General features: G+C 30.0%; 9 protein-coding genes and 1 pseudogene. All 10 read left to right on the top strand.

Annotated features, from left to right (window positions below):
- Positions 1-364: pseudogene (locus tag ACTHW2_RS04030) on the top strand (hydroxylamine reductase); the annotation flags it as partial.
- A 142-nt stretch (positions 365-506) separates the two neighbouring features.
- A complete protein-coding gene (locus ACTHW2_RS04025; protein ID WP_442262450.1) occupies positions 507-1,007 on the top strand; it encodes a phosphatase PAP2 family protein in 501 nt (166 codons plus the stop codon).
- A 133-nt stretch (positions 1,008-1,140) separates the two neighbouring features.
- Positions 1,141-4,569, top strand: a complete 3,429-nt coding sequence (locus ACTHW2_RS04020) for a pyruvate carboxylase (RefSeq protein WP_442262459.1) — start codon at positions 1,141-1,143, stop codon at positions 4,567-4,569.
- Positions 4,570-4,729: 160 nt separating this feature from the next.
- Positions 4,730-5,413 (top strand): YoaK family protein, encoded by a 684-nt coding sequence (locus ACTHW2_RS04015; RefSeq protein WP_442262448.1) that lies wholly within the window; start codon positions 4,730-4,732, stop codon positions 5,411-5,413.
- A gap of 384 nt (positions 5,414-5,797) precedes the next feature.
- The gene (locus tag ACTHW2_RS04010; RefSeq protein WP_442262446.1) at positions 5,798-6,625 is read left to right on the top strand and encodes an SDR family oxidoreductase; all 828 of its coding nucleotides are present in this window, start codon (positions 5,798-5,800) and stop codon (positions 6,623-6,625) included.
- A gap of 351 nt (positions 6,626-6,976) precedes the next feature.
- Positions 6,977-8,341: an aspartate kinase gene (locus tag ACTHW2_RS04005; protein WP_442262457.1), complete on the top strand. Its 1,365-nt coding sequence runs from the start codon at positions 6,977-6,979 to the stop codon at positions 8,339-8,341.
- A 19-nt stretch (positions 8,342-8,360) separates the two neighbouring features.
- Positions 8,361-9,341: an aspartate-semialdehyde dehydrogenase gene (locus ACTHW2_RS04000; protein ID WP_442262445.1), complete on the top strand. Its 981-nt coding sequence runs from the start codon at positions 8,361-8,363 to the stop codon at positions 9,339-9,341.
- Positions 9,342-9,352: 11 nt separating this feature from the next.
- Complete coding sequence (locus tag ACTHW2_RS03995; RefSeq protein ID WP_442262443.1) at positions 9,353-10,567, top strand: homoserine dehydrogenase; 1,215 nt, start codon at positions 9,353-9,355, stop codon at positions 10,565-10,567.
- 12 nt (positions 10,568-10,579) lie between these two features.
- The gene (gene thrC, locus ACTHW2_RS03990; protein WP_442262441.1) at positions 10,580-12,064 is read left to right on the top strand and encodes a threonine synthase; all 1,485 of its coding nucleotides are present in this window, start codon (positions 10,580-10,582) and stop codon (positions 12,062-12,064) included.
- The gene (thrB, locus tag ACTHW2_RS03985) at positions 12,057-12,938 is read left to right on the top strand and encodes a homoserine kinase (RefSeq protein ID WP_442262440.1); all 882 of its coding nucleotides are present in this window, start codon (positions 12,057-12,059) and stop codon (positions 12,936-12,938) included. Before thrC ends, thrB begins: the two co-directional genes overlap by 8 nt.
- Positions 12,939-13,185: the final 247 nt, after the last annotated feature.

Raw genomic sequence — 13,185 nt, 5'->3', positions numbered from 1 at the left:
TTGCGGTAAATATAGATTTAATAAGCTTGACTTTGGAGAGGTGGAGGGTATACCGAGGCTACTAGATGTAGGACAATGTAATGATGTATATTCAGCTGTTAAGATTGCTTCATCTCTTGCAGATGCTTTTGACACAGATGTAAATAGTATTCCACTTACTATTGTGCTTTCTTGGTATGAACAGAAAGCTGTAGCTGATTTATTGGCCCTCTTATCACTTGGAGTAAAGGATATGTATCTGGGACCAAGTTTGCCAGCTTTCATATCACCTAATGTATTACAATATCTAGTAGATACATTTAGCTTAAAGCCTATAAGCATTGCAGAAGATGACTTAAGAAACTCACTACTACAAAAATTTTAAATATATAGATAAACATATAAGACACAAAAGGATATCCTTTTGTGTCTTATATGTTTTAGTAAACTCTTTTATGTTATAATATTATGAAGACTATAAAAAGAATTTTGTCTAAAAATGCATAAAAGAATGGAAGATAAAAATGATGAATGAAAAGACATATGAAAAGATTACCAAACCTATAAGAAACTATAGGCATGGAGTAAAAATGATTAACATTATAAACAATTTATTTACCACACTAGTATATTTAACATACCCCATTTTTCTTTTAAAAATGGGGATTGATAGAGATATAAGGATTTGGAAAGTTTTACTTATACCAGGGATATCTTTTATATTATTAAGTATATTTCGTAAATCTATAAATTTTTCACGTCCATATGAAATATTGAATATAGATCCAATAATCTATAAAGATACTAGGGGTAAATCTTTTCCAAGCCGACACGTTTTTTCTGTTTTTATTATAGCTATGAATCTATACTATATATCAAACTTTATAGGAATTATTTTAATGTTTATAGGTCTAATAATAGCCATGATAAGAGTTTTAGGTGGAGTTCATTTTCCTAGAGATGTTATAGCTGGTGCTGCAATAGGTATACTTTGTGGGATTTTAGGTTGGAATCTTTTTATTTGGTAGGTAGAGACTATAATTATAGAATTAATAAGAATTATTATGAAAGAGTTTACAGAATACTTAATTATCTATATAATGGAATGAATACCATAATACATTATCGTATTAAATGATATATTTTGGAGGTAAGTTTATGATAAAAAAGTTTAAGAAAATATTAGTTGCAAATAGGGGAGAAATAGCAATAAGGATATTTAGAGCTTGTACTGAACTTGGTATAAGAACAGTTGCAATTTATTCAGAAGAAGATAAAAGCTCTTTATTTCGTACAAAAGCCGATGAATCTTATTTAGTAGGTAAAAATAAAGGCCCTATAGAGGCATATTTAAGTATAGATGAAATAATAAAAATAGCTCTTAAAAAAGGTGTAGATGCTATACATCCAGGATATGGATTTTTATCTGAAAATCCTGAATTTGGTAAACAATGTAGACAAGTAGGAATAGAACTTATAGGTCCTACTCCAGAAATGATGGAAAAATTAGGAGATAAGATAAAATCTAAAATAGTAGCAAATGATGCAGGAGTAAATATAATACCTGGTATAGATAGGGCTATTACTAGTGAAGAAGAAGCAAAAGAGTTTGCAAACTTTAGTGGATATCCAGTAATGTTAAAAGCGGCAGCTGGTGGCGGCGGTAGAGGTATGAGAATAGTAAGAAGAGAAGAAGATTTAATTAAAGAATACCATAATGCAAAAAATGAAGCAAAAAAAGCATTTGGAATAGAAGACATGTTTATAGAAAAATACCTTGAAAAACCAAAGCATATTGAAGTTCAGATACTTGGTGATAAACATGGAAATATAGTCCATTTATTTGAAAGAGATTGTTCTATTCAAAGGAGACATCAAAAGGTAATAGAATATACTCCAGCTTTTTCTATTACTGAAGAGCAGAGAGAGAAAATATGTGAAGATGCAGTTAAAATAGCCAAGGCAGTAGATTATATGAGTGCTGGAACTGTAGAATTTTTATTGGACAAACATGGAAATCACTACTTTATAGAAGTAAACCCAAGAATACAGGTAGAACATACAGTTACAGAGATGGTAACAGGAATAGATATTGTTCAGTCTCAAATTCTTATTGCACAAGGTTATAGATTAGATTCAGATGAAATAAATATTAAAGACCAAGACGATATAGAAGTAAATGGATACTCAATTCAATGTAGAGTAACTACAGAAGATCCACAAAATAACTTTGCACCTGATACAGGAATTATAGACACATATAGGACAGGTTCTGGTTCAGGAATAAGACTAGATGGAGGAAGTGGATTTACTGGAGCAAGTATTAGTCCCTACTATGATAGTCTCCTAGTAAAAGTAATATCATGGTCAAGGACATTTGAGGATGCTGCTAAAAAGGCAAGTAGAGCCTTAAAAGAGATTAAAATAAGAGGAGTAAAGACAAACATACCATTTCTTATAAATGTAATAAATCATCCAGAATTTATAAATGGAAAGTGTGACACGGGATTTATCAATTTAAATGAACAATTATTTGATATAAGAGTTAAAAAGGATATAGAGCTTAAAGTTTTAAAATATATTGGAGAAAAAGTAATAAATAAAACTAAAGGAAATAAGCCGGAATTTGATTCTCCTTCAATTCCTGGGCTTAAAAGACCTCTAGAGCAGAGGGGAAGTAAGCAGATATTAGATGAAAAAGGACCAGAAGGTCTTACAGAATGGATAAAAAATAAAAAAGGACTTTTAATTACAGATACTACACTTAGAGATGCTCATCAATCACTTATGGCAACTAGAATGAGAACTAATGATATGTTTAATATTTCAAAAGCTGTTTCCATTTTAGGCAATGATGTATTTTCTCTTGAAATGTGGGGAGGGGCTACATTTGATGTGGCATATAGATTTTTAAATGAATCTCCATGGGAGAGACTTAAAATGCTCAGAACAAAAGTCCCAAATATACTACTTCAAATGTTAATTAGAGGTTCAAATGCAGTTGGATATAAAAACTATCCAGACAATGTAGTTAGAGAATTCATAAGGGAGTCAGCTAAAAGTGGAATAGACGTATTTAGGATATTTGATTCTTTAAACTATTTAGAAGGAATGAAAGTAGCTGTTGAAGAAGTTTTAAAGACAGGTAAAGTAGCAGAAGTGAGTATGTGCTATACAGGGGACATATTAAATAAAGATAAAAAGAAATATGATTTAGATTACTATATAAGAACTGCAAAAGAAATAGAAAATATGGGAGCTCACATACTTGGAATAAAAGATATGTCTTCTCTATTAAAACCAGAGGCAGCATATCAACTTATAAAAGAGCTTAAAAAGGAAATAAATATTCCTATTCATCTTCACACTCATGATACAAGTGGAAATGGTATGGCTACAATACTAATGGCTACCCATGCAGGTGTAGACATAGTAGATGCAGCTTTTAATAGTATGTCAGGACTTACAAGTCAGCCAGCTTTAAACTCTATTGTTGCAGCTCTTGAGCATACAGATAGGAGTACAGGTCTTGATATAGAAAACCTTCAAATTATATCAGATTATTGGAGTGCTATAAGACCGATATATGCAGAGTTTGAATCAGATCTTAAATCTGGAACAGCAGAAATATATAAATACGAGATACCAGGAGGACAATATTCAAACTTTAAATCACAAGTTGAAAGCTTTGGATTAGGTCATAAATTTACTGAAGTAAAAGAGATGTATAAAACTGTAAATGAGATGCTTGGAGATATAATAAAGGTAACTCCCACTTCAAAAGTAGTTGGGGACTTTGCTATATTTATGGTTCAAAATGATCTAAACAGTGAAAACATATATGAAAAAGCTAAAAATATGGCATTTCCAGACAGTGTAGTTTCATATTTCATGGGAATGATGGGTCAGCCCATGGGTGGATTTCCAGAAAGACTTCAAAAGCTAGTATTAAAAGATAAAAAACCTATAACTTGTAGGGCAGGTGAACTATTAGAAGATGAGGACTTAAAAAAGGCATCTCAATATTTAGACGAGAAGTATAAAATAGATTCAGATATGAAAGATGTACTTTCATATGCCCTATATCCGAAAGTATTTGAAAATTATTTAAAGTATAAAGAGGAAAATGGAGATTTAGGTAGAATGCCTAGTGATATATTTTTCCATGGTTTAAGAGAAGGAGAAATAGGAGAAGTAGAGATAGAAGAAGGTAAAATACTTGTAATAAAGCTAGTTGAAATAGGAAGATTAGACGATGAGGGATATAGAACACTTTATTTTGATGTAAACGATAGTAGAAGAACTATAAAAGTACTTGATAAAGCAAGTAATATAGTAGCAAGTACTGAAAAGGTGCAATTAGCAGATCCAGATGACAACAAAGATATAGGATCAAGTATACCTGGAACTGTTGCTAAGATTTTAGTTGAAGTGGGAGATCTTGTAAAGGAAAATCAATTAATAGCTGTAATTGAAGCCATGAAGATGGAAACAGAAATAACATCTTCTCTTGAAGGTAAAATAGAATCTATCAGTGTAAAAGAAGGCGATGCAATTGAATCATCCCAACTTTTAATAAGATTAGAATAAATATAAAACCAAGGCTATGATAGCCTTGGTTTTATATTTATCAAGCAAACTTTATAGTTCTATATGAGATAATTATTATTCATGATATACTAGTAATATCTTAATAAATACTGATGGGTGATGCGAAGCATGGATATAATAAAATTATAGGAGAGGTAAAGTGAAAATTAAAAAATCAACACAAATTAATTGTTTAAGATTTTGTCTTTCCATGACAGCGGGTTGGGTTAATGCAGTGGCAATAAATCATTTTTTTAGTGAAAGTCCAGCTTTTATGTCAGGCAGAGGCATTATGATGGGGTATCATGTTTTTAAAGGGAATTTAAAGGCTTTTATGGGCGTAGCTTTAGTTGTCATATCTTTTATAACAGGATCTGTTATATCTACTATATTAACTAAAAGAAAGGGACTTAGTGGAGGATTATTTCTTGTAGGTGGCCTCATTAGCACATTAGTATTTCCTATATTTTTTCGAAATCGAATAGCAGATATTATTATTATATCAATGGCTATGGGGGCTCAAAATGCATCTACAAGCCTAACGCCTATAAATAGAACAACACATTTAACAGGACCTGCCACTGATATTGGTATTAATATAGCTGAAAAAAACTGGAATATAGTTATATTTTGGCTTTTGCACTGGATAAGCTTTCCATTTGGAGCTATCATAGGATTTAATTTGGTAGATATGGTAAATAATAAAATGATTAGTATTTCTTCAACTTTTTTATTTCCGACTATTGTCGTTCTATCAATTGCTATTATCCAAAAAAGGATCTTACATATTCCTTTATTAGAAGACATGTATAAAATAGAAAATACAAAGTATAAAGAAATATAAATAAACTAGATAAAATTTTATAATAGATAATGGATTAAAATTTTTAGTAATTAAAAAAAGTTTTATTGGAGAAACAACTGACAAATAATATAGGAAAATAAGGCATCCTTGCAAGGATGCCTTATAAGTTTTATTTCAGCATAAAATTTATAAACTATTCACGTCTTAATGAATGTAATAAATAAATCTATTAAAGGAAATAATACAACTACTATTTGCTTATTTTTAGTAAAGCTTGGTAAATATATTTTATAATTTAAAAAATTTCAAAAATATATTTTGAAGTATTTTAAATGGGTATTAATATATTGTTATATATTAATTGATAAATTTAAAGTTTTAATAATGGGATTAAATCCTAAGTAAATAAGGAGGAGTATATATATGAAAAATATTCACATAATAACAGGTGGTAGCAGTGGAATAGGATTAGAATGTGCTAAAAAGTTTAAAGATGGGGTAGTTCTTATAACTGGAAGAAATGTAGAAAAATTAAAGTCTGCAGAAAAAGAATTGAAAGAGACAGGTATTGATGTAGTTTACAAATCCAGTGATATTTCTGATAGATCTAGTATAAAAGAATTGTTCTCTTATGCTAAAACATTAGGTAGACTTAAGACGGTTTTAAACTCAGCTGGAGTAAGTAGTGGATCAGCAAATGCTAAGCTTATATTTCAGATTGATCTACTAGGTACTGAAAACTTAATAAAAGAAACTTTAGATGTAGTAGAAAAAAACACAGCACTTATACTAATTTCATCAATGATGGGGCATGTAGTACCTTCAAACCCAGATTATAATCAATATCTGGAGAATCCTTCTGAAAAAGGAGCCATTGATGACTTAGTAAAAATAGTAAAAAATGATGCAGATACTGCATATAATTTCTCAAAAAAAGGAGTACAAGAATTAGTTAAAAAATACGCTTTTGAATTTGGTTCAAAAGGTGCTAGAATAGTTTCTATTTCTCCAGGTATTATTATGACACCAATGGGAGAAAAGGCAGCTAAAGATCATCCAGAACAAATGAACTTTATGAAAAAGATGACTCCTATAGGTAGAAATGGTAAGCCAGAAGATATAGCTAATGCAGTTTCTTTTCTAGCAGATGATAGAGCTTCATTCATAACAGGAATAGATTTATTAATTGATGGTGGTCTAACTATAAAACTTCCAGAAATAATGAAGATGCAAGAAGATCAGGAGAAATAGTTCTATAATATATAAAATCTTTAAAAATGCATTTGAATAATTGGCAAGATTGACTTATATTTAATATATGTCAATCTTGGGTTTTTATATTTTAAATATAACTGAATATTTTAATTGTTGACATTATTGAATATATAGGTTAAGATATTTTAAAGGCTTTGAATAGGAAGAGTAAATCGGCAATGGTCAAAAGAGATAGAAGTTCATCGGCTGAAAGACTTCTTTGATACATTTGATTGAAAACCACCTATGAGTCCATTCCTGAAGTATTATTAGGGATATGCGCTTGCTGCGTTAAAGCTACACTTGATATATTTGGGTGGAAACGAGACTATATGCACTCGTCCTATTATGGGCGTGTGTTTTTTTTATATTAATTTTGAAGGAGGGTTTAAATTGGATAATGTAATAGTAGCAAAATTTGGGGGAAGTTCCCTAGCAGATAGTAAACAATTTTTAAAAGTAAAAGATATTATAAAATCAAATAGCAATAGGAAATATATAATTCCTTCAGCTCCAGGAAAGGTTCATAAAGGTGATCACAAGATAACCGATTTATTATATATGTGTTATCAGCTTGCATCCCATAGATTAAATATCGATGATGTCTATAATATTATAGAAAAAAGATTTTTAGATATATGTAGTGATTTACAACTAGAATTAGATATACAAGAAAGCTTAGACCATATAAAAGAAAAGATTCAAATGGGTTCATCAAAAGATTATGCTGCAAGTCGTGGAGAATATTTAAATGCAATTATATTATCTAATTTTTTAGACTTTAACTTTGTAGACTCCAAGGATGTTATTGTATTCGATGATAAAGGAGAATTTGATTCTAAAGCTACTGAAATTAAAATGAAGGAAAAACTTAAGAATATAGATGGAGCTGTGATTCCTGGTTTTTATGGTGCTAAATCTAATGGTGAAATAGTTACATTTGGCAGAGGGGGTTCAGATATAACTGGATCTATTGTAGCGAGTTCTCTAGATTGTAAACTTTATGAAAATTGGACTGATGTATCGGGTTTTCTTATGGCTGACCCTACCATAGTAGATACACCTAGACCTATAGAAGTGATTACATACAAAGAACTTAGAGAACTTTCATACATGGGAGCTCCAGTTCTACATGAGGAATCACTATTTCCAGTTAAAAATAAAGGAATAGCAATAAATATTAAAAACACAAATGCTCCAGAACATGCGGGAACTAAAATAGTAAATGATAAGTATCCTATAGAAAATACCGAGAGTATAACTGGAATTGCAGGGAAAAAAGACTTTACAGTTATCGCCATTGAAAAGACTAGGATGATATCTGAAAAAGATTTTTTAAGAAAACTTATAACTGTATTAGAAACAAACAATATATCAATTCAACATATGCCATCAAGCATAGATTCTATATCTTTAATTATCTCAGCATCTCAGCTTAATTCTAAATTAGATAAGGTTATAGAAGAAATTAAGATATATTGTAATCCAGATTCAATTATTGCTTATCCAAATATGGCACTTATAGCAGTTGTAGGTAGGGGGATGATTAGAACTAAAGGTATATCATCAAGGATATTTACAGCCTTATCCCAAAGTGGGATAAATATAAGGATGATAACTCAAGGTTCTAGTGAGCTTAATATAATAATAGGAGTAGAAAATATAGATTTTGATAAATCAATAGCTTCAATATATAAAGCCTTTGAAAAATAATATATAGGGGGAAATAGGTATGAAAAAGTATAATTTAGCAGTATTAGGTGCAACAGGTCTTGTTGGAAGTACAATGGTTAAAATATTAGAAGAAAGAAAGTTTCCTGTAGAAAATATATATTTTCTTGCTTCTAAAAGATCAGCTGGTGATAAGATAAAGTTTCAAGATAAAGACTATATCGTTGAAGAGCTTAAGGAAGAATCTTTTGACAAGGATATAGATATAGCTCTATTTGCAGCTGGAGGAGCTATTACTGAAAAATATGGAAAGTTAGCAGCTAGTAAAGGAATTAAGGTTATAGACAATAGCAGCTTATACAGGATGGATAAAGATACTCCATTAATAGTTCCTGAAGTAAATATAAATGATATAAAAGATGATAACAAAATAATAGCAAATCCTAATTGTACTACTATACAAGCTGTTGTAGCATTAAAACCTTTACATGATAAGTTTAATATAAAAAGAATAGTTTATTCTACTTACCAAGCAGTATCTGGTTCAGGAGTAGGAGGGATTAAAGATTTAGAAGAAGAAAGAGTGGAAACATACCCTTATCCTATTAGCTTTAACGCCCTTCCACATGTGGATAGCTTTTTAGAAAATGGATATACAAAAGAAGAAATAAAGATGATAGATGAGACTAAAAAGATTTTCGGAGATCCATCTATAAAAGTTACAGCAACATGTGTAAGAGTACCAGTAAAATATGCTCATAGCCTATCTATAAATGTAGAATTTGAAGATAGTTTCAAGATTGAAGAAATACGCAAGGAGCTCGAAGATGCATCTGGAGTAATTGTAAAAGATGATGGAGAAAATAATATCTATCCTATGGCTATAGATATAGAGGGAAAAGACTCTGTGTATGTAGGTAGAATAAGAAGAGATTTTAGTTTAGAAAATGGTATCAACCTATGGGTTGTAGCTGATAATGTTAGAAAAGGTGCAGCATTAAATGCTGTTCAAATAGCAGAAGCTATTATAAACAAAAAATAGGAGGAATATCTGTGATAAACATAGGATTATTAGGGCTTGGAACAGTAGGTAGTGGAGTAGTAGAAATCTTAGAAAGTCGTAAAGAAAAGATTTCATCACTAATTGGAGAAGAAATTAATATAAAGAAAATACTCGTCAAAAATGTAAATAAAAAAAGAGATATTCATTTAAATAAAGATATTATTATATCTAATTTTGAAGAAATCTTAAATGACCATACTATAAGCTTAGTAGTTGAAGTAACTAGTGATATAGAACAAAGCTATGAATATGTAAAACTTGCTTTAAATAATGGAAAATCTGTAGTTACTGCAAATAAAGCTCTAGTGTCAAAATATTTTGAAGAGTTATCTGCTTTAGCGGAAGAAAAAAATGTATCATTCCTTTATGAAGCAAGTGTAGGCGGCGGTATTCCTATTATAAAGCCTCTTAAAGAAGAATTAATCTTAAATAGTGTTGATAAGGTTCAAGGAATCTTAAACGGAACTTGTAACTATATCTTAACTAGAATGTTTAACGAAGGATTAGACTATGACGAAGTCTTAAAAAAAGCACAAGAACTTGGTTACGCAGAGATGGATCCTGCAGCTGATGTAGAAGGTCCTGATACTCTTAGAAAACTTAGGATATTGGGAAGCTTAGCCCTTCAAGGAAAAGTAGGAGAAGAAGATATAATACTTGAAGGCATAGAAAAAATTACATCCTTCGATGTAAGACAAATCAAACTTATGAAATCCACTGTAAAACTTATAGGAGAGGTAAAGGAATATGAGGATGGATATAGTGCTCTTGTAATGCCTACAATAGTAAAAGATGGATCATATTTTGCTAGCGTAAATATGGCCTTTAACTCAGTAACTTTTGAAGGAGATAATATTGGAGAACTTAAATTTTATGGTTCTGGTGCTGGAAAATTTCCTACGGGAGATGCTGTTTTAAGAGATATATTAGACATAGCATTAGATTTTGATAGAAAACAGAATCCACTAGGTCATAGAATTCTTAAAAATAATAATTCTGAAATCAAGGATAAATATTATCTAAGGATTTCAGAATCAAAAGAAAATATTCTTAAATCTGTAGAAGATATATCAGAAAAAATACTCTCTACAAAAGATAATATAGCAATACTTACAAATGAGGTAGAGATAAAAGAAATAATGGATATTATATCATCATTAGATATAGAAAAAGATGAGTACTTTATAGCTAGAATTCTTGATTAGAGGTGTAGGGATATGAAATATATTAGCACTAGAAATAAAGAAAATGAAATAATTTCAAGTAGAGCTATTGTAAAAGGAATAGCTGAAGATGGTGGACTGTTTGTACCAGAGGGTATTCCTAAGATAAAGGATATTGAAGCTCTACTTGAGATGAATTATAAAGAATTAGCACATGAAATTATAGGGCTTTTTTTCACTGATTTAGATAAAAATAAACTTAAAAAATCTATAGATCTAGCATATGATAAAAAATTTGATAGAAATAAAATAGCACCACTTATAAAGGTCGGAGAACTTCATTTTTTAGAATTATTTCATGGACCAACCTTTGCTTTTAAAGATATGGCACTATCTATCCTTCCATATCTTTTAAAGCAATCGATTGAAAAATTAGATGAAAAAAAGAAAATAGTTATTCTAACAGCAACTTCAGGGGATACAGGCAAAGCTGCACTAGAAAACTTTGCAAATGTAGAAGGTATAAATATAATAGTTTTTTTCCCTGAAAAAGGGGTTAGTAAGGTACAAAAAAGACAGATGCTAACACAAAAAGGTGGTAACACATCAGTAATATCTATAAATGGAGATTTTGATGATGCTCAAAGTGGAGTTAAAGACATTATGAATGATAATAGTTTTATTCAAAGCTTAGATAAAAACGGACTTAAACTATCTTCAGCAAACTCCATAAATATAGGGAGACTAGTACCACAAATAGTATATTATTTCCATGCTTATTTAGAACTTTTAAGAAAAAAGAAGATCAAAGATGGGGGACAGATAAACTTTGTAGTTCCTACAGGAAACTTTGGGAATATACTATCTGGATTTTATGCAAAAAAAATGGGTCTTCCAATAAAAAATCTTATTTGTGCTTCAAATGAAAATAATATTTTAACTGATTTTATAAATACTGGAATATACGATAAAAGAAGAAGCTTAAAACTAACTAGTTCACCATCTATGGATATATTAGTTTCTTCTAATTTAGAAAGATTACTTTTTCACTTAAGTGGTGGAAATGATGAAAAAATAAAAGACTGGATGGAAAGCTTAAATAATAAAGATATATATAGTGCAAAAGATATAAAATTAGCTGGTTTCAAAGCATATTATGCAAGTGGGGAAGAAGTAAGTAGCTCCATAAAAGAAGTCTTTGAAGATCATAACTATTTAATGGATCCTCATACAGCTGTTGCACATAGTGTATATAAAAAGTATCAAAAAGATACAGGTGATAAGACAAAAACGGTAATAGTATCAACAGCTAGTCCTTTTAAATTTGCAGATAAAGTTTCAACTTCTATTGGAATAGATATAAATAATAAGGATGATTTTTCTATAATTAAGGAATTAGGAGAAAAGTCAAATTTACATGTTCCTAAAGAGATACTAGAACTCCAAGAAAAAGAGATACTTCATAAGAATAATTGTGATAAAAAAGATATGGAAAAAATAGTTCTAGAGCTTCTAAAGATAGGTGATAGTGATGATTAAAATTAGAGTACCTGCTACAAGTGCTAACCTAGGGCCTGGATTTGATAGTCTTGGACTAGCTTTAAAGCTTTATAATACATTTACCTTTGAAGAAAAATCTGAAGGAGTAGAGATAATTGGGGCCTTAGATGAAGAGCTAGATAAAGATAACTTAGTATATACTTCAATGGTAAAAACATTTGATTTCTTAGCTTATAAACCCAAAGGAATAAAAATAAATATAGAGACAAATATTCCCGTATCTAGAGGTCTTGGGAGTAGCGCTTCTTGCATTTTAGGAGGAGTTATGGGAGCAAATGAAATAGCGGGAAGTCCACTTTCAATAGATGAGATATTTGATTTATCTACAAAGATAGAAGGACATCCAGATAATATAGCACCTGCACTTTTTGGTGGACTAATTTCATCAATTATGGAAGAGGAAAATATTTATTATAATAAAATAGAGATAGCTAAGGGACTTAAATTTGTTGCTATAGTACCTGATTTTACAATATCTACTAAAAAGGCAAGAGAAGTTTTACCAGAAAAGATATCATATAAAAAAGCAGTAGAAAATGTAAGTAGAGTTTCTCTACTTATATCTTCACTTGTAAACGGTAGATTTGACTTATTAAAATATTCCTTTAAAGATAATTTACATCAACCTTATAGGGGAGAACTTATAAAAGGATTTGATAAAGTTTTAGATAAGATATATGAATTTGGAGCTTTGGGAGGATACCTGGGTGGAGCAGGTCCTACTATTATGGCTCTTGTAGATGAAAATGATAAAGATTTTAAATTAAAAATAGAAGACTTTTTAAAATCAATAAATTACAATTGGAGAGTAATAGAGTTAGAAATAGATCTAAGTGGGGCAAAAGTGATATAAAATTTTATATAATGTTTAAAAAACTCTTATTATAGGCAATATAATAGAAAGTATTATAAAAAATATAATAGGAGGCAAAGATGGAATTTAATAATATTATAGAAAAAAGAACAGTTGATAATGGTCAGCACAGCCTAGTGCTTGAAATGTCTAAAAATGAATTTGATAAGGTAATGACTGGAGATATAGAAGATATAGCATTTGAGCTAGTAGATAGACATTTATTAAATAGAGGAGATGATGGAAT

The sequence above is a fragment of the Tissierella sp. genome, from assembly GCF_052089545.1.
In the GTDB taxonomy this organism is placed as follows: Bacteria; Bacillota; Clostridia; order Tissierellales; family Tissierellaceae; genus Tissierella_A.
Note: the sequence above shows the minus strand (reverse complement) of the source record. Positions and strands in the feature narration are given on the sequence as shown.

Coding starts and splice junctions, on each gene's coding strand:
- ACTHW2_RS04025 (WP_442262450.1), top strand. CDS start 507: ATGAATGAAAAGACATATGAAAAGATTACCAAACCTATAAGAAACTAT.
- ACTHW2_RS04010 (WP_442262446.1), top strand. CDS start 5,798: ATGAAAAATATTCACATAATAACAGGTGGTAGCAGTGGAATAGGATTA.
- ACTHW2_RS04005 (WP_442262457.1), top strand. CDS start 6,977: ATGGGCGTGTGTTTTTTTTATATTAATTTTGAAGGAGGGTTTAAATTG.
- ACTHW2_RS04000 (WP_442262445.1), top strand. CDS start 8,361: ATGAAAAAGTATAATTTAGCAGTATTAGGTGCAACAGGTCTTGTTGGA.
- thrC (WP_442262441.1), top strand. CDS start 10,580: ATGAAATATATTAGCACTAGAAATAAAGAAAATGAAATAATTTCAAGT.
- thrB (WP_442262440.1), top strand. CDS start 12,057: ATGATTAAAATTAGAGTACCTGCTACAAGTGCTAACCTAGGGCCTGGA.